The organism is Enterobacter cloacae complex sp. HYC033_NIDB (genome assembly GCF_056673335.1).
This window is the reverse complement of the sequence record NZ_CP115123.1, coordinates 2,339,182-2,356,560: the sequence shown is the minus strand read 5'-3', so window position 1 is coordinate 2,356,560 and position 17,379 is coordinate 2,339,182. Positions and strand designations below refer to the sequence as shown.

Genomic DNA, 17,379 nt, shown 5'->3' with positions numbered 1-17,379 from the left:
GACGCAACTGTGATGTAAAGCGTACACCCATCGGGTCATACAGTTAGCCGCACTTTTCTGCCATAATGAGCGCTTTCGTTGTTACTCCGCAGGAGCCCACCATGGATTTTACCGCCGGACTGATGCCGCTTGAGACGGCACTCTCGCAGATGCTTGATCGTATTACTCCACTGCACGACGTTGAGACACTGCCGCTTGTGCGCTGTTTTGGCCGTATTGCCGCGCGCGATATCGTCTCGCCGCTGAACGTGCCGGGGTTTGATAACGCGGCGATGGACGGCTATGCCGTACGTCTGGCGGATCTGCAAACGGGTCAGCCGCTGCCGGTGGCAGGTAAAGCGTTTGCCGGGCAGCCGTTCAACGGTGAGTGGCCAGCGGGCACCTGTGTGCGCATTATGACCGGGGCACCGGTGCCAAAGGGCTGTGAAGCCGTGGTGATGCAGGAAGAGACCGAACAAACGGACGACGGCGTGCGCTTTACCGCCAGCGTCAAAGCGGGACAAAATATCCGCCACATCGGGGAAGACATTACCCTGGGCGCAACGGTCTTTGCCGCCGGGCAAAAGCTGACGGTCGCCGAACTGCCGGTGCTGGCATCGCTTGGCATCGCGGAGATTGACGTGGTCCGCAAAGTGCGCGTGGCGGTGTTCTCCACGGGAGACGAGCTACAGCTTCCGGGTCAGCCACTGAACGAGGGGCAGATTTACGACACCAACCGTCTGGCGGTGCACCTGATGCTTGAGCAGCTGGGCTGTGAGGTGATTAACCTCGGTATCATTCCTGACGATCCGCAAAAACTGCGCGCGGCGTTTATCGACGCTGACGCCTCTGCCGACGTGGTGATCAGCTCCGGCGGCGTATCGGTTGGCGAAGCGGATTACACCAAAACCCTGCTTGAAGAGCTGGGCGAAATCGCCTTCTGGAAGCTGGCGATTAAACCGGGCAAACCGTTCGCGTTTGGCAAACTTCCGCACAGCTGGTTCTGTGGCCTGCCGGGTAACCCGGTCTCCGCCGCGCTTACCTTCTACCAGCTGGTGATCCCGCTGCTGGCGAAGCTTTCAGGCAACAATGCCAGCCCGCTGCCGGAGCGTGTGCGCGTGCGGGCGGCAACGCGCCTCAAAAAATCACCGGGCCGTCTCGATTTCCAGCGCGGCATTCTGGCGCGCAACGCCGACGGCGAGCTGGAGGTGAGCACTACCGGGCATCAGGGTTCGCACATCTTTAGCTCCTTCAGTCAGGGGAACTGCTTTATCGTGCTGGAGCGCGATCGCGGCCACGTTGAGGCGGGCGAATGGGTTGAAGTGGAACGCTTTAACCACCTGTTCGGAGGCTGACATGACGGTGGAACTGAGCGACCCGGAGATGATGCGCTATAACCGCCAGATCGTGCTACGCGGGTTTGATTTCGAGGGCCAGGAAGCGCTCAAGGCGGCCAGCGTGCTGGTTGTGGGCCTGGGCGGGCTGGGCTGCGCAGCGGCGCAATACCTGGCTGCGGCGGGCGTCGGCAGCATGACGCTGCTGGATTTCGACACCGTGTCGGTGTCCAACCTGCAACGCCAGACGCTGCACAGCGACGCGACGGTCGGTCAGCCTAAAGTGGAATCAGCACGCACGGCGCTGGCGCGCATTAACCCCAACGTTCAGTTCACCCTGATTGACGCGATGCTGGATGACGACGCGCTGTTTGCGCAGATTGCACGGCATGACCTGGTGCTGGACTGCACCGATAACGTCGCCATTCGCAACCAGCTCAATGCGGGTTGCTTTGCCCATAAAACGCCGCTGATTTCCGGCGCGGCCATCCGCATGGAGGGGCAAATCACCGTCTTCACCTACGCTGAAGGAGAGCCCTGCTACCGCTGCCTGAGCCGTCTGTTTGGCGAGAATGCGCTGACCTGCGTCGAGGCGGGCGTGATGGCGCCACTGGTTGGCGTTATCGGTTCCTTGCAGGCGATGGAGGCGATCAAAGTGCTGGCACACTACGGCACGCCCGCAGCGGGTAAAATCGTGATGTATGACGCGATGACCTGCCAGTTCCGCGAGATGAAGCTGATGCGTAATCCCGGGTGTGAGGTGTGTAGTAAATAAAAAGTCGGGTGGCGGCTTCGCCTTACCCGACCTACAACGGCCCGAGCGTAGGCCGGGTAAGCGTCAGCGCCACCCGGCAACAGCGTCAAATAGACGTCCGCCCAAACGCCCCCTGCCAGTCCTGCTCAAACTTCACAATTGCCGCATCCACGGCCGGAGAGGTAATAAACTGCTGCGCCACGTCCAGCGGCAGCGTGATGGACTCGCACCCTGCCAGCAGGCAGTCCAGCGCCTGGCGCGGGGTTTTAAAGCTCGCCGCCAGCACTTTTGACTGCGGGGCATGCAGGGTCAGCAGCTGTTGCAGTTCAACCACCGTCTGGATCCCGTCCCCGCCCTGTGCGTCCACGCGATTTACATAAGGAGCCACATACTCAGCCCCCGCCAGTGCGGAGAGCATCCCCTGTGCTGCGCCATACACCGCCGTACCCAGCGTCGGGATCCCTTCTGCTTTCAGCATTTTGATCGCCGCCAGTCCTTCAGCGGTCACGGGCACTTTCACCACCAGGTCATTGATTATCGCGCGCAGCTTACGTGCGTCTTCCACCATTCCCTCGGCGGTCTTCGCCATCACCTGAGCGAACAGCCGGCCCTTGCCGCCCAGCGCGTCGTGCAGCGCGGGCAGCAGCTCTTCCAGAGGCGTTTTACCCGCCGCCACAATGCTTGGGTTAGTGGTCACGCCCGCCAGCGGGAAGATACGCGCCAGCTTTTTGACTGCCGCAACGTCAGATGTGTCGAGATAAAGTTCCATGATGTCACCCTCAAAATTAGCCTGCACTTACCCTATCACAGCAAAACCTGCTCAGGAATTGACCCATATCAAGATAACTTTCATTCGAAAGTAATTTAATCTTCATATGTAATTCGAGGGCAAGAAAATGATCTTCAATATACAGCGTTACTCCACCCACGACGGTCCCGGTATTCGAACCGTGGTATTCCTGAAAGGCTGCTCGCTGGGCTGTCGCTGGTGTCAGAACCCGGAAAGCCGCTCCCGCACGCGGGACGTCCTGTTTGATGCCCGCCTGTGCCTGGACGGCTGTGACCTGTGTCAGCAGGCCGCGCCGGGGTGTGTTGAACGCGCGCTGAACGGGCTGGTCATTCATCGTGAGAAGCTTAACGACGAGACGCTCACTGCCCTTACCGACTGCTGCCCGACCCAGGCGCTTACCGTCTGCGGTGAAGAGAAGCAGGTGGAGGAGATTATGGCCACCGTGCTGCGCGACAAGCCCTTCTACGACCGCAGCGGCGGCGGGATCACCCTCTCCGGCGGCGAGCCGTTCATGAACCCGGCGCTGGCACATGCCCTGTTTAAAGCCAGCCATGAACAAGGCATTCATACCGCCGTTGAAACCTGCCTTCACGTCCCCTGGCATTATATCGAGCCGTCACTGCCGTATGTCGATCTATTCCTGGCGGACCTGAAGCATGTGGACAGTGACGTATTCAAACAGTGGACCGATGGCTCAGCCAGACGGATCCTGGACAACCTGAAGCGCCTGGCTGCCGCCGGGAAAAAAATCACCATTCGCGTGCCGCTGATCCAGGGCTTTAACGCCGATGAAGCGTCGGTTACCGCCATTACCAATTTCGCCGCCGACGAACTCGGCGTTCACGATATTCATTTTCTGCCGTATCACACGCTGGGCATGAACAAATACACCCTGCTCGGCCAACCCTACTCTGCCCCTGACAAACCGCTGGATAACCCTGCCCTGCTGGACTTCGCACAGCAGTATGCCTGCCAGAAAGGGTTAACCGCGACCTTACGAGGATAAACTTATGACCACCCTGAATCTCAACACCCTCAGCGAGCGCATCAAGGCGCACAAAACGGCGCTGGTACATATCGTTAAGCCGCCGGTCTGTACCGAGCGCGCGCAGCACTATACCGAAATGTATCAGCAGCATCTGGACAAGCCGATCCCGGTACGTCGCGCGCTGGCCCTCGCCCACCACCTGGCAAAACGCACCATCTGGATCAAACACGACGAGCTGATTATCGGTAACCAGGCAAGCGAAGTGCGCGCCGCGCCGATTTTCCCGGAATATACCGTCTCCTGGATTGAGAAAGAGATTGACGATCTGGCGGACCGTCCGGGCGCGGGCTTTGCGGTGAGCGAAGAGAACAAGCGCGTCCTGCATGCGATCTGCCCGTGGTGGCGCGGCCAGACGGTGCAGGATCGCTGCTACGGCATGTTTACCGACGAGCAGAAAGGCCTGCTGGAAACCGGCATCATCAAAGCGGAAGGCAACATGACCTCCGGTGACGCACACCTGGCGGTGAATTTCCCGCTGGTGCTGGAGAAAGGTCTCGACGGCCTGCGCGCGAAAGTGGCCGAGCGCCGGTCGCGCATCAACCTGACGGTGCTGGACGATCTGCACGGCGACCAGTTCCTGAAAGCCATTGATATCGTGCTGGAAGCCGTAAGCCTGCACATCAAACGCTTTGCCGACCTGGCGCGTGAAATGGCCGCGACAGAAACCCGCGACAGCCGCCGCGACGAGCTGCTGGCCATGGCGGAAAACTGCGACATCATCGCCCACCAACCGCCAAAAACCTTCTGGCAGGCGCTACAGCTGTGCTACTTCATTCAGCTGATCCTGCAAATTGAGTCCAACGGTCACTCCGTCTCCTTTGCCCGTATGGACCAGTACCTTTACCCGTACTACCGCCGCGACGTGGAGCTGGACCAGAGTCTGGATCGCGAGCACGCCATTGAGCTGCTGCACAGCTGCTGGCTGAAGCTGCTGGAAGTGAACAAAATCCGCTCCGGCTCGCACTCCAAAGCCTCTGCGGGCAGCCCGCTGTATCAGAACGTCACCATCGGCGGCCAGAAGCTGGTCAACGGTGAACCGATGGACGCGGTCAACCCGCTCTCTTACGCCATTCTCGAATCCTGCGGCCGTCTGCGCTCCACCCAGCCGAACCTGAGCGTGCGCTACCACGCGGGCATGAGCAACGACTTCCTCGACGCCTGCGTGCAGGTGATCCGCTGCGGCTTCGGGATGCCGGCGTTTAACAACGATGAAATCGTGATCCCGGAATTTATCAAGCTCGGCGTGGAACGAGAGGACGCGTATGACTATGCGGCGATTGGCTGCATCGAAACCGCCGTCGGCGGCAAGTGGGGCTATCGCTGCACCGGCATGAGCTTTATCAACTTCGCCCGCGTGATGCTGGCGGCGCTGGAAGGCGGTCGCGACGCCACCAGCGGCCAGGTGTTCCTGCCGCAGGAAAAAGCGCTTTCTGCCGGTAATTTCGGGAATTTCGATGAGGTCATGGCGGCGTGGGATAACCAGATCCGCTACTACACCCGCAAATCCATTGAGATCGAGTACGTGGTGGACACCATGCTGGAAGAGAACGTCCACGATATTCTCTGCTCGGCGCTGGTGGACGACTGTATCGAACGCGCGAAAAGCATTAAGCAGGGCGGCGCGAAGTATGACTGGGTTTCCGGCCTACAGGTGGGGATCGCCAACCTTGGCAACAGCCTGGCAGCGGTGAAGAAGCTGGTGTTTGACCAGGGCGTTATCGGTCAGCAACAGCTGGCGGCGGCGCTGGCGGATGACTTCGAGGGGCTGACCCACGAGCAGCTGCGCCAGCGCCTGATCAACGGCGCGCCGAAGTACGGCAACGACGACGACAGCGTGGACCTGCTGCTGACCCGTGCCTACGAAACCTACATTGAAGAGCTGAAGCAGTACCATAACCCACGCTACGGCCGCGGCCCGATTGGGGGTAACTACTATGCGGGCACGTCGTCTATCTCCGCAAACGTGCCGTTTGGCGCAGCAACCATGGCAACGCCGGACGGCCGTAAAGCCCACACCCCGCTGGCGGAAGGGGCAAGCCCGGCCTCCGGTACCGACCACCTCGGCCCGACGGCGGTGATTGGCTCCGTGGGTAAACTGCCGACGGAAGCGATTCTCGGCGGCGTGCTGCTAAACCAGAAGCTGAACCCGTCGACGCTGGAAAACGACAGCGATCGCCAGAAGCTGATGGTGCTGCTGCGCACCTTCTTCGAGGTGCATAAAGGCTGGCACATTCAGTACAACATCGTCTCCCGCGAAACGCTGCTGGAAGCGAAGAAACACCCGGATCAGTATCGTGACCTGGTGGTGCGCGTCGCGGGTTACTCGGCGTTCTTCACCGCCCTGTCGCCGGATGCGCAGGACGATATTATCGCTCGTACTGAGCATACGCTGTAACGGTTTATCCCCTCTCCCTTGAGGGAGAGGGTTAGGGTGAGGGGGAAATGCGCACGCTGATGCCCTCACCCCGGCCCTCTCCCACGGGGAGAGGGAGAAAACACTAAAAACGGCAACTTCGGTTGCCGTTTTGCTTTGACTTTCGAATGAAATTAAATTTGTGCTCCCCGTCACCTTGTTATTAGAATGTTTCAAAACGCAGTGACCCAGGAGCACAGTATGACCGTAAAAGTTATCGTCACCGATATGGACGGAACTTTCCTTGATGATGCCAAGCAGTACGATCGTGACCGCTTCCAGGCACAGTTTGAGCAGCTTAAAGCCCGCAACATTGAATTTGTTGTCGCCAGCGGCAACCAGTATTACCAGCTCATCTCCTTTTTCCCGGAGCTGAAAGATCAGATCTCCTTCGTCGCGGAAAACGGCGCGCTGGTCTTCGATCACGGCGAACAGATTTTCCACGGCGAACTGACGCGTCATGAGTCGCAGATCGTCATTGGCGAGTTGCTGAAAGACAAAGGGCTGAACTTTGTGGCCTGCGGGCTGGAGAGCGCGTACGTAAGCGATAAAGCCCCGGACGCGTTCGTGGCGCTGATGTCAAAGCACTACCACCGCTTAAAGCGCATCAGCGATTACCGCGACATTGACGACGTGCTGTTTAAATTCTCCCTGAACCTGCCGGACAGCGATATCCCGAATCTGGTTGATAAACTGCATGTCTCCCTGGACGGCATCATGAAGCCGGTCACCAGCGGCTTCGGTTTTGTCGATTTGATTATCCCCGGCCTGCACAAAGCCAACGGCATCAGCCGCCTGCTGAAACGCTGGAAAACCTCCCCGCAGGAGTGCGTCGGCATTGGCGACAGCGGCAACGATGCGGAAATGCTGAAGCTGGTGAAATACTCGTTTGCGATGGGCAACGCGGCGGACAGCATTAAAGCGGTCAGCCGTTACGCTACCGACGATAACAACCATCAGGGCGCGCTGAACGTGATTCAGGCCGTGCTCGACGCGCACTCCCCGTTCGACGCCTGATCCCCCTACCTGCCGGAGCCTCGCTCCGGCCCCCTCACTCTTTTCCCATCCTGTGGCACCCGTCAAGGTTTTAAACTTGCATTAACTTTTTTTTAACTTAAAGTATCACTTGTAGACACTTTTACTTTCGAATGAAAGATGCGAGGCAGTTATGACCTTTACCAGCGAAACGTTGCCAGCGGACCATAAAGCGGCAATCCGTCAGATGAAACGTGAATTACGCGCGCAGATCGGCGATGTGCAGGCGGTGTTCGACCGGCTCAGCGATAAAATCGCCACCCGCGTGGCGGAAATCAACGCTCTCAAAAACAAAGGCGAAACCGTCTGGCCAGTGATCCCCTTTGCCGACGTGAAAAACGGCACGATCACCGCCGAACAGCGCGAAGCGGTTAAACGTCGCGGCTGCGCGGTGATCAAAGGCCATTTCCCGCGCGAGCAGGCGCTGGCGTGGGATCAGTCGATGCTCGACTACCTCGATCTGAATAAGTTTGACGAGGTGTATAAAGGACCCGGCGATAACTTCTTCGGCACCTTAACGGCCTCTCGTCCGGAGATTTACCCGATCTACTGGTCGCAGGCGCAAATGCAGGCGCGCCAGAGTGAAGAGATGGCGCAGGTACAGTCGTTCCTGAACCGTTTATGGACATTTGAGAGCAACGGCAAGCAGTGGTTCGACCCGGACGTGAGCGTGATTTACCCGGACCGCATCCGCCGTCGTCCACCGGGAACCACCTCGAAGGGACTTGGCGCACACACTGATTCTGGCGCGCTGGAGCGCTGGCTGCTGCCCGCTTATCAGCAGGTCTTTGCCCGCGTGTTTGACGGCAACGTTGATAAATACGATCCGTGGAACGCCGCGCACCGTACCGAAGTGGAAGAGTACACCGTGGATAACACCACCAAATGCTCGGTGTTCCGCACCTTCCAGGGCTGGACGGCGCTGTCGGACATGATCCCCGGACAGGGCTTGCTGCACGTGGTGCCGATCCCGGAGGCAATGGCCTATATTCTGCTGCGTCCGCTGCTGGACGACGTGCCGGAAGACGAGCTGTGCGGCGTGGCGCCGGGGCGCGTGCTGCCGATTTCTGAGAAGTGGCACCCGCTGCTGATCGAAGCGTTAACCAGCATTCCGGCGCTGGAAGCCGGTGACTCCGTGTGGTGGCACTGCGATGTGATCCACTCCGTCGCGCCGGTAGAAAATCAGCAGGGCTGGGGCAACGTGATGTACATTCCTGCCGCGCCAATGTGCGAGAAGAATCTCGCCTATGCGAAAAAGGTCAAGGAAGCGCTGGAAACCGGCGCGTCGCCGGGCGATTTCCCGCGCGAGGATTATGAGAAAAGCTGGCAGGGCCGCTTTACCGTGGCCGATCTCAACATCCACGGCAGGCGCGCGCTGGGCATGGCTTAACCGTCGTACAGCCCTTCCCGCTCTACGGCGGTACGTCGTTTCCCCTGACGTATCCGCCGGACCGACTCCCGCACGGTCAGCGTGCCGTTTAGCAGCAATGTTCCCACCGGCGCATCCGGGCGCATCAGCCGCTGCTGGAGCATATGCACCGCTTCCGTTCCCAGCTCATCACGCGGAACATGTACCGCGGTTAAGGGCACATCCTGAATCGCCGCGAGATTAAACCCGTCAATGCTCATCACCGAGACATCCTGCGGCACGCGCAGACCGTGTTTTTGCAGCGCGCTGATGGTCCCCGCCGCCATAAAATCACCACCAACCAGGAACGCCGTCGGCAGGTCCTTCCCTTTCTGCTGGTGAAGCCACTCGCTTACCAGCTGCTCCGTCTCTCTGGCGCTGAAGCTGGACACCATCAGCAGGTCGCGCCTGTCGCTGAACCTGAGGTTATGACCGTGCCACGCGTCGCGGATCCCGGACAGGCGCAGCTCCATGGTGTAGCGTCGCAGGCACAGCACGTTCATCACCTCCCGGTGCCCCATCTCGAACAGGTACTCTGCCGCCCGCTCGCCAATCGCGCGATGATCCGGCGCGACGGCGGGCAGGCGCATGTGGCGGTCCCGGCAGTTAATCAGCATGCAGGGTTTGCCCATGTCTACCGCCAGATCGTGGATATGCGGATCGTCGATACCGAGGAGGATCGCCGCCTGAGTGTCCGCTTCGTTCATGCGGGCCAGAAACAGCTGGGCATCGCTGTCGTTCTCCTCCAGCGCACAGTAACGCAGGCGAACCTCGTGCGAGGCCAGCCCTTTGCTCACGCTCTGGATGACGCGGTAGTAAAAGATGTCGGACCGCTCGTCAAACGCCCGCTGCGGGGCAAACACCACCAGGCTGTTAAGCAGCAGACGCCCCGCCGCCATGCCGTCCATTACCCCCAGCTCCCGCGCGCACGCCAGCACCTTTGCCCGTGCTTTTTCGCTGGTGTTTGCCTTCCCCGCCAGCACGCGAGAAACGGTGCTGATGGAGAGCTGCGTCCGGGCGGCGATTTCGGTGATTTTAAGCCTTTTGTCCATTTTGTGATCTGGCTCCGGATGTGAAATGAAAAAATTTTCACAACTTGTTTATCAGGTAATAACTTGCGAGAAGGTCATAATGCCGAAAATTAAACCTCGGTTATGAGAAAGTTTGCACAAAATCCACTATTCCCTGCCCAATTTCTTTCTTAAGGTGAACCTGTCACACAACTTCCATACTAGTTGTATAGCAGCTTAGCGCTCTAAAACAGATAACTTTCAAACGCCTGACGCTGTGTGACACCTGAACCTTTGTCCCCTTACCGTCCGTCTTGTGGAGAAGAAAATGAGTCAGGACATCAATAACACAGTTGCGACAAGCAAAACACGTCGCGTCATCAGGAACCTGCGCTGGTACGTACTGGTGCTGTTTCTTCTCGGCGTGACCGTTAACTACATCACCCGTAATTCGTTAGGTATTCTCGCCCCTGAACTGAAAGAGAGCCTCGGGATCACCACCGAGCAGTACTCCTGGATCGTCGGCGCGTTCCAGATCGCCTACACCATTTTCCAGCCCCTGTGCGGCTGGCTGATTGACGTTATCGGCCTGAAAATCGGCTTTATGGTCTGCGCCGGGATCTGGGCGCTGATGTGTATCTTCCACGCGGGTGCCGGAAGCTGGCTGCACCTGGCGATTCTGCGCTTCTTTATGGGTGCGTCCGAAGCCGCCGCCACGCCAGCGAACGCCAAAACCATCGGTGAATGGTTCCCGAAATCAGAGCGCCCTGTTGCCGCAGGCTGGGCGGGGGTAGGCTTCTCCATTGGGGCCATGCTGGCCCCGCCTATCATCTACTTTGCTCACGCGTCGTTCGGCTGGCAGGGTGCGTTTATGTTTACCGGCGTGCTGGCGCTGCTGTGGGTGATCCTGTGGTGGGCGTTTTATCACAACCCGGAACAGCACCCAAACCTGAGCCGCGATGAGCTGGCGTTTATCAAGCAGGATAACGAACCTGCGCCGGTCAAACTGCCCTTCCTGACCGCGCTGAAGACCGTCTCGAAGAACAAACGGTTCTACGGTATCGCCATCCCGGCCTTTATGGCGGAACCGGCCTGGGCCGTGCTGAGCTTCTGGGTGCCGCTGTACCTCGCCAAAGAGCACGGTATGGACCTGAAGCAGATCGCGATGTTCGCCTGGCTGCCGTTCCTGGCCGCCGACCTCGGCAGCGTGGCGAGCGGCTACCTGACCCGGCTCTACACCCGCTGGTTTGGCTGCACCCGCGTCAACTCGGTGGTAGCCAGCTCCGTCACCGGCGCGTTTCTGATGATTTCTCTGGCCGTCGTGGCCGTGACCCGCGACCCGTATATCACCATCGTGCTGATCTCCATCGGCGGCTTCGGGCACCAGATCATCTCCTGCATGCTGAGCGCGCTGGTCGTGGAGTCGTTCGACAAAGGCCAGATGGCGACGGTCAACGGCATGCGCGGCTCGGCGGCGTGGATCGCCAGCTTCCTGTTCTCCCTTTTGATTGGGGTGACCGCCGACAAAATCGGCTTCAACCCGCTCTTTATCGCCATGGGCTTCTTTGACCTGCTTGGCGCTGTCTTCCTGGTGGCATTTATTGCTGAACGTCGCGCCAAGCGCGCCTGATAGTGGATGTATTGCATATGAAAAACCTGAAAAACTGGACCGTCGATACGCAGTCGGCGAATCATCTGGAACTGCTAATCGATAACCAGCACCGCCTGTGCCTGTATGTGCTGGAAGAGAATCTGTTCCGTGTGCTGATCAAACGTAAAGGCGAGCTGGCGCTGAACCGCACCTGGAGCATCGCGCCGGAACAAGATGTGCCGTGGGAAGGCCGCCGTCGTGACGATGTCAGCGGCTTCACCTGCCCTGCCTGGACGCTGACGCAGCAGGACGACACGTTAACCGTAGCGACTGAACAGCTGCGCGTCACCGTCCACCAGCCGCTGTGGCTGGAGTGGCACTACCGCAATGAGGCGGGCGAGTGGCAGCCGCTGGTCAATGACCGCCCGACCAGCGCCTACCTGCTGAACGCCCACGGTGACGGCGTGGCGCACTATCTTAGCCGTCGTAAGGATGAACGTTTTTACGGTCTGGGTGAGAAAGCGGGTGATTTACAGCGCAACGGCAAACGCTATGAGATGCGTAACCTGGACGCGATGGGCTATAACGCGGCCAGCACCGATCCGCTTTACAAGCACATCCCGTTCACCCTCACCCGTCGCGATGACGTGAGCTACGGTCTGTTCTACGATAACCTGAGCAGCTGCTGGCTGGATCTGGGTAACGAGATCGACAACTATCACACCGCCTACCGCCGCTGGCAGGCGGAAGCGGGCGATATTGACTACTACATCTTTACCGGCAAGCGTGCGCTGGACGTGACGAAAGCCTTCGTGCGCCTGACGGGGAAAACGCTCTTTGGACCGAAGTGGAGCCTGGGCTACAGCGGCTCGACCATGCACTACACCGACGCGCCGGATGCGCAAAACCAGCTGATGAACTTCATCCGCCTGTGCGATGAGCATGCCATTCCGTGCGACTCGTTCCAGCTCTCCTCCGGCTATACCTCGATTAACGGCAAGCGCTACGTCTTTAACTGGAACTACGACAAAGTGCCGCAGCCGAAGGTGATGAGCCAGGCGTTCCACGACGCGGGGCTGCGGCTTGCGGCCAACATCAAGCCGTGTCTGTTGCAGGATCATCCCCGCTACAGCGAAGTGGCGGAACGCGGCCTGTTCATTCGTGATTCAGAAACCGATGCGCCTGAACGTTCCAGCTTCTGGGATGACGAAGGATCGCACCTTGACTTTACTAACCCGCAGACGGTGCAGTGGTGGCAGAACGGCGTGACCACGCAGCTGCTGGAGATGGGCATCGACTCCACCTGGAACGACAACAACGAGTATGAAGTGTGGGACGGGGAAGCGCGCTGCTATGGCTTCGGTCAGGAGATCGCCATCAAGCACATTCGCCCGGTGATGCCGCTGCTGATGATGCGCGCCTCGCTGGAAGCGCAGCAGCGCTTTGCGCCGGAGAAACGTCCGTATCTGATCTCCCGCTCCGGCTGTGCCGGGATGCAGCGCTACGTTCAGACCTGGAGCGGCGACAACCGCACCAACTGGGACACCCTGCGTTATAACATCCGCATGGGGCTGGGCATGAGCCTGTCCGGATTGTTCAACGTCGGTCACGACGTCGGCGGTTTCTCCGGCGACAAGCCGGATGCCGAGCTGTTCGTGCGCTGGGTACAGAACGGCGTGATGCACCCGCGCTTTACCATTCATTCGTGGAACGATGATCACACGGTGAACGAGCCGTGGATGTACCCGGGTGTCACGCCTGCGATTCGCAGCGCCATTGAACTGCGCTACCGCCTGCTGCCGTACCTCTACACCCTGCTCTGGCAGGCGCACGCCGACGACGAGCCGATGCTGCGCCCGACCTTCCTCGATCATGAGCACGATGCGCAGACCTTTGAAGAGTGCGACGACTTCCTGCTGGGCCGTGACCTGCTGGTGGCCAGCGTCGTCGAAGCCGGGCAGCGCGAGCGCCGCGTCTGGCTGCCGGATAACGAAACGGGCTGGTACGATTTTTACACCCACGCGTGGTATGCGGGCGGCCAGGCGATCGTCCTTGATGCGCCGCTGGAAAAGCTGCCACTGCTGGTACGCGCCGGGGCCGGTTTGCCGCTCAGCGAACGCATCCGTCACGTGAGCGCCGATAAAGACGATACCCGTGAGCTGAAACTGTTCCCGGTGAAAGGCGTCGGCACCACCGCCGGGCTGCTGTTTGAGGATGACGGCGAAAGCTGGGGCTACCAGAACGGCAACGCGCTGTGGGTGGAATGGGAGATGGAGTGCGACGGCGCAAGTATCAACCTGAAGGTGAATGCGCGCGGCGACTATCGTCCGGCATGGAAGGCGCTGAAGGTGTCATTACCGGCGGGGGAAAAACGTACGTTGCGGGTGAACGGAGTTGAAGGGGGCGAGTGGGTGGTGTAGTGCGGCCTGTTGCCCTCACCCTAACCCTCTCCCACAGGGAGAGGGGATAGAACGTAGGCCGGGTAAGGCGAAGCCGCCACCCGGCTATTTTTTTAACTCTCGATACCTTTACTGCGCAGGTAATCTTCGTAGTTACCGGTGAAGTCCACCACGCGCTCTGGCGTAATTTCGATCACGCGGGTCGCCAGCGAGCTGACGAACTCCCGGTCGTGAGAGACGAAGATCAGGGTGCCCTGATACATCTCCAGCGCCATGTTCAGCGACTCAATAGATTCCATATCCAGGTGGTTAGTCGGTTCGTCCATCACCAGAATATTCGGTTTTTCCATCATCAGCTTGCCGAACAGCATACGGCCCTTTTCACCACCGGAGAGCACTTTGGCGGGCTTTTTGATGTCGTCCTGGCTGAACAGCAGACGCCCCAGAATGCTGCGTACCGCCTGCTCGTCGTCGCCTTCCTGCTTCCACTGGCTCATCCAGTCGAAGACGGTCAGATCGTTTTCAAACTCATATTCATGGTCCTGCGCGTAGTAACCAATCTGCGCGTTTTCAGACCATTTCACGGTACCGTTATCCGGTTGCAGTTCACCCACCAGGGTTTTCAGCATAGTGGATTTACCCACGCCGTTGGCGCCGAGGATGGCAATCTTCTCGCCCACTTCCAGCAGCAGGTTGAAGTTTTTGAACAGCGGGCCTTCATCGAAGCCTTTGGTGAGGGCTTCCACTTCCAGCGCGTTACGGAACAGCTTCTTGTCCTGCTCGAAGCGGATGAACGGGTTCTGACGGCTGGAGGCTTTAACCTCTTCCAGCTTGATTTTGTCGATCTGACGGGCACGCGACGTTGCCTGGCGCGATTTAGAGGCGTTGGCGCTGAAGCGGCTGACGAAGGATTGCAGGTCAGCAATCTGCGCTTTCTTCTTGGCGTTGTCGGCCAGCAGACGCTCGCGCGCCTGGGTTGCCGCCGTCATGTACTCATCGTAGTTGCCCGGATAAACGCGCAGCTCGCCGTAGTCCAGATCCGCCATGTGGGTACACACCATGTTCAGGAAGTGACGGTCGTGCGAGATGATGATCATGGTGCTGTCGCGATCGTTCAGCGTCTGCTCCAGCCAGCGGATGGTGTCGATGTCCAGGTTGTTCGTCGGTTCGTCGAGCAGCAGGATGTCCGGGTTAGAGAACAGCGCCTGTGCCAGCAGCACACGCAGCTTCCAGCCTGGCGCGACTTCGCTCATCGGGCCGTAATGCTGTTCAACCGGAATACCGACGCCCAGCAGCAGTTCGCCCGCACGCGCTTCCGCAGAGTAGCCGTCCATTTCGCCGTATTGCGTTTCCAGGTCGGCCACTTTGTAACCGTCTTCTTCGCTCATCTCAGCGAGACCGTAGATACGATCGCGCTCCTGCTTCACTTCCCACAGCTCCGCGTGCCCCATGATCACGGTGTCGAGCACGGTGAACTCTTCGAAGGCGAACTGATCCTGACGCAGCTTACCGATGCGCTCGTTAGGGTCGAGCGACACGTTACCGAGCGTTGGCTCCAGGTCACCGCCGAGGATCTTCATAAAGGTGGATTTTCCGCTACCGTTGGCACCAATCAGGCCGTAACGGTTGCCGCCGCCAAATTTGACGGAAATGTTTTCGAACAGCGGCTTACTGCCAAACTGCATAGTGACGTTGCTGGTAACTAACACGGAGAGATTCCTGCGAAAAGTGTGATAAACGCGGCATTATGCCACAATTCCGAATTGAGATCCCCTGTTGCGGTAATCCACTAAACTTTAACAAAATCGAAAAAAATGTGATTTCGTACACATCTGAATTCCCAGTTAACGGGAATGCACATATAATGCGCTCCCATTACCGATTCAGACTTATCAACTCATCGCCAGAATGGCTTAGATACCTCGCATAACATGAACATGAAATTAACAACGCTTTTTGCGGCGGCGTTAGCCGTAGTAGGTTTTTGTAAGACCGCGTCTGCGGTGACGTATCCCCTGCCGACAGACGGAAGCCGTCTGGTGGGTGAAAACCAGGTGGTGACGGTGCCGGAAGGGAACTCTCAGCCGCTGGAATACTTCGCGGCGCAGTATCAGCTCGGTCTGTCGAACATGCTGGAGGCGAACCCGGGCGTTGACCCGTATCTGCCGAAAGCGGGTACCGTACTCAACATTCCACAGCAGCTGATCCTGCCGGATACCGTGCACGAAGGTATCGTGATTAACAGCGCCGAAATGCGTCTGTATTACTACCCGAAAGGCACCAACACCGTGATCGTGCTGCCTATCGGTATCGGTCAGCTGGGTAAAGACACTCCGCTGAACTGGACCACCAAAGTGGAGCGTAAGAAAGCGGGCCCAACCTGGACGCCGACCGCCAAAATGCACGCTGAGTACATTGCTGCCGGCGAACCGCTGCCAGCCGTTGTGCCTGCCGGCCCGGATAACCCGATGGGTCTGTACGCGCTGTACATTGGACGTCTGTATGCCATCCACGGTACTAACGCCAACTTCGGTATCGGCCTGCGCGTAAGCCACGGCTGCGTGCGTCTGCGTAATGAAGACATCAAATTCCTGTTCGATAACGTGCCGGTCGGTACGCGCGTGCAGTTCATTAACGAACCGGTGAAAGCGACGTCAGAGCCGGACGGCAGCCGTTACATTGAAGTGCATAACCCGCTGTCCACCAGCGAAGATCAGATCAACAACAACGAAATCGTACCGATTAAGCTGACCAGCGCGGTGCAGTCCGTCACCTCTCAGGCGGATGTTGACACGACCATTGTTGACCAGGCGATTCAGAACCGTTCCGGTATGCCGGTGCGTCTGAACTAATCGTGAGAATTAAAAAAGCGGGCCGCGGGGCCCGCTTTTTTTTATCCGTTATTCACGATAACGATGCCGCCATGGTCATAGCGATAGTGACAATGGGCGTACTCCAGCGGCGTACCATCTTCAAGATAGATCACCTGCTCTACCTCCAGCACCGGGTCGGTTGGCTCGCAGACAAGGTGTTGCATATCCAGCGCACTGGGCTTCAGCGCCCGCACCACCCGATACGATCCCATGATCTTCAGCCCCAGCGTCTCCTGTACATACCGGAATACCGAACTTTCAAGATGGGTTTTGTTCAGACCGGGGACCAGATTGAGCGGCATTACCGTAGCGTCCAGAGACATCGGCTCACCGTTCAGTAAACGCAGACGGATAAAGTCATAGATCGGCGTATCCGGATTTATCATCAGCGATGCCTGCTCTTTCTCGTTCGGGAAGCGCAGTTCGAAGTGCACCACCTGGCTCGTCACCGTGCCTAAATGTTCCCAGGTTTTGGTCGCCCCGAAGTAGTCGCTGCCGGAGAGATCCCACTGGGAAAGCTGGAGGAAATTTTTGCGGATGAACGTGCCCTGCCCCTGTCGGGTATAGACCAGCCCTTCTACGATCAGCTGACGCATCGCCTGCTGAATGGTCATCCGGCTGGTGCTGAACTCCGCCGCCAGCGCGAACTGGTCCGGCAGAGGTTCATTGGCGGCGTACTGCTGGGTGATAATGCGTTTCTTAATTTCCCGCGCTATGGTGATGTACTTCGCCGCCATCGTCCTTC

Annotated in this window: 13 protein-coding genes; 9 read left to right on the top strand and 4 right to left on the bottom strand. The window is 58.7% G+C overall.

Translation table 11 applies throughout. The annotated features are described in order from the left end of the window. Window positions 1-101: 101 nt before the first annotated feature. Together moeA and moeB are read left to right on the top strand one after the other, a co-directional pair. A complete protein-coding gene (gene moeA, locus O1721_RS11230) occupies window positions 102-1,334 on the top strand; it encodes a molybdopterin molybdotransferase MoeA (protein WP_022650670.1) in 1,233 nt (410 codons plus the stop codon). Window position 1,335: 1 nt separating this feature from the next. After that, window positions 1,336-2,088: a molybdopterin-synthase adenylyltransferase MoeB gene (gene moeB / locus O1721_RS11225; RefSeq protein WP_017693746.1), complete on the top strand. Its 753-nt coding sequence runs from the start codon at window positions 1,336-1,338 to the stop codon at window positions 2,086-2,088. A gap of 85 nt (window positions 2,089-2,173) precedes the next feature. Here moeB and fsa read toward each other — a convergent pair whose 3' ends face one another. Then, window positions 2,174-2,836, bottom strand: a complete 663-nt coding sequence (gene fsa, locus O1721_RS11220) for a fructose-6-phosphate aldolase (RefSeq protein ID WP_017384896.1) — start codon at window positions 2,834-2,836, stop codon at window positions 2,174-2,176. A gap of 127 nt (window positions 2,837-2,963) precedes the next feature. Between fsa and O1721_RS11215 the strand changes: the two genes are divergently transcribed. The 4 genes from O1721_RS11215 to O1721_RS11200 all read left to right on the top strand — a co-directional run bounded on the left by O1721_RS11215 (window position 2,964) and on the right by O1721_RS11200 (window position 8,743). Then, window positions 2,964-3,863, top strand: a complete 900-nt coding sequence (locus tag O1721_RS11215) for a glycyl-radical enzyme activating protein (protein WP_015571034.1) — start codon at window positions 2,964-2,966, stop codon at window positions 3,861-3,863. A gap of 4 nt (window positions 3,864-3,867) precedes the next feature. Continuing rightward, window positions 3,868-6,300, top strand: coding sequence for a formate C-acetyltransferase/glycerol dehydratase family glycyl radical enzyme (locus O1721_RS11210; protein ID WP_015571035.1), 2,433 nt, complete (start codon window positions 3,868-3,870; stop codon window positions 6,298-6,300). Window positions 6,301-6,519: 219 nt separating this feature from the next. Then, window positions 6,520-7,335 carry a Cof-type HAD-IIB family hydrolase gene (locus O1721_RS11205; protein WP_032647816.1) on the top strand — a complete coding sequence of 272 codons (816 nt, stop codon included), beginning with the start codon at window positions 6,520-6,522 and terminating at the stop codon, window positions 7,333-7,335. Between the two features lie 151 nt (window positions 7,336-7,486). Beyond that, window positions 7,487-8,743, top strand: coding sequence for a DUF1479 domain-containing protein (locus O1721_RS11200; RefSeq protein ID WP_032647814.1), 1,257 nt, complete (start codon window positions 7,487-7,489; stop codon window positions 8,741-8,743). Here the strand turns inward: O1721_RS11200 and O1721_RS11195 are convergent. After that, entirely contained in the window at window positions 8,740-9,813 is a 1,074-nt protein-coding gene (locus O1721_RS11195) for a LacI family DNA-binding transcriptional regulator (protein ID WP_032647812.1), read from the bottom strand. The genes O1721_RS11200 and O1721_RS11195 overlap by 4 nt on opposite strands. A gap of 286 nt (window positions 9,814-10,099) precedes the next feature. On the opposite strand from O1721_RS11195, the gene O1721_RS11190 reads away from it, so the two are divergent. Beyond that, window positions 10,100-11,401: an MFS transporter gene (locus O1721_RS11190; RefSeq protein ID WP_017384901.1), complete on the top strand. Its 1,302-nt coding sequence runs from the start codon at window positions 10,100-10,102 to the stop codon at window positions 11,399-11,401. 17 nt (window positions 11,402-11,418) lie between these two features. Continuing rightward, complete coding sequence (locus tag O1721_RS11185; RefSeq protein ID WP_032647809.1) at window positions 11,419-13,782, top strand: glycoside hydrolase family 31 protein; 2,364 nt, start codon at window positions 11,419-11,421, stop codon at window positions 13,780-13,782. Between the two features lie 92 nt (window positions 13,783-13,874). On the opposite strand, the gene O1721_RS11180 is transcribed toward O1721_RS11185, so the two are convergent. Beyond that, window positions 13,875-15,470: an ABC-F family ATPase gene (locus O1721_RS11180; protein ID WP_003858434.1), complete on the bottom strand. Its 1,596-nt coding sequence runs from the start codon at window positions 15,468-15,470 to the stop codon at window positions 13,875-13,877. A 222-nt stretch (window positions 15,471-15,692) separates the two neighbouring features. Here O1721_RS11180 and ldtB point away from each other — a divergent pair, with 222 nt between their 5' ends. Further along, window positions 15,693-16,613 carry a L,D-transpeptidase gene (gene ldtB, locus O1721_RS11175; protein WP_015571042.1) on the top strand — a complete coding sequence of 307 codons (921 nt, stop codon included), beginning with the start codon at window positions 15,693-15,695 and terminating at the stop codon, window positions 16,611-16,613. A 41-nt stretch (window positions 16,614-16,654) separates the two neighbouring features. Here ldtB and O1721_RS11170 read toward each other — a convergent pair whose 3' ends face one another. Continuing rightward, a complete protein-coding gene (locus tag O1721_RS11170; RefSeq protein ID WP_015571043.1) occupies window positions 16,655-17,371 on the bottom strand; it encodes a GntR family transcriptional regulator in 717 nt (238 codons plus the stop codon). Window positions 17,372-17,379: the final 8 nt, after the last annotated feature.

Coding starts and splice junctions, on each gene's coding strand:
- moeA (WP_022650670.1), top strand. CDS start 102: ATGGATTTTACCGCCGGACTGATGCCGCTTGAGACGGCACTCTCGCAG.
- moeB (WP_017693746.1), top strand. CDS start 1,336: ATGACGGTGGAACTGAGCGACCCGGAGATGATGCGCTATAACCGCCAG.
- fsa (WP_017384896.1), bottom strand. CDS start 2,836: ATGGAACTTTATCTCGACACATCTGACGTTGCGGCAGTCAAAAAGCTG.
- O1721_RS11215 (WP_015571034.1), top strand. CDS start 2,964: ATGATCTTCAATATACAGCGTTACTCCACCCACGACGGTCCCGGTATT.
- O1721_RS11210 (WP_015571035.1), top strand. CDS start 3,868: ATGACCACCCTGAATCTCAACACCCTCAGCGAGCGCATCAAGGCGCAC.
- O1721_RS11205 (WP_032647816.1), top strand. CDS start 6,520: ATGACCGTAAAAGTTATCGTCACCGATATGGACGGAACTTTCCTTGAT.
- O1721_RS11200 (WP_032647814.1), top strand. CDS start 7,487: ATGACCTTTACCAGCGAAACGTTGCCAGCGGACCATAAAGCGGCAATC.
- O1721_RS11195 (WP_032647812.1), bottom strand. CDS start 9,813: ATGGACAAAAGGCTTAAAATCACCGAAATCGCCGCCCGGACGCAGCTC.
- O1721_RS11190 (WP_017384901.1), top strand. CDS start 10,100: ATGAGTCAGGACATCAATAACACAGTTGCGACAAGCAAAACACGTCGC.
- O1721_RS11185 (WP_032647809.1), top strand. CDS start 11,419: ATGAAAAACCTGAAAAACTGGACCGTCGATACGCAGTCGGCGAATCAT.
- ldtB (WP_015571042.1), top strand. CDS start 15,693: ATGAACATGAAATTAACAACGCTTTTTGCGGCGGCGTTAGCCGTAGTA.
- O1721_RS11170 (WP_015571043.1), bottom strand. CDS start 17,371: ATGGCGGCGAAGTACATCACCATAGCGCGGGAAATTAAGAAACGCATT.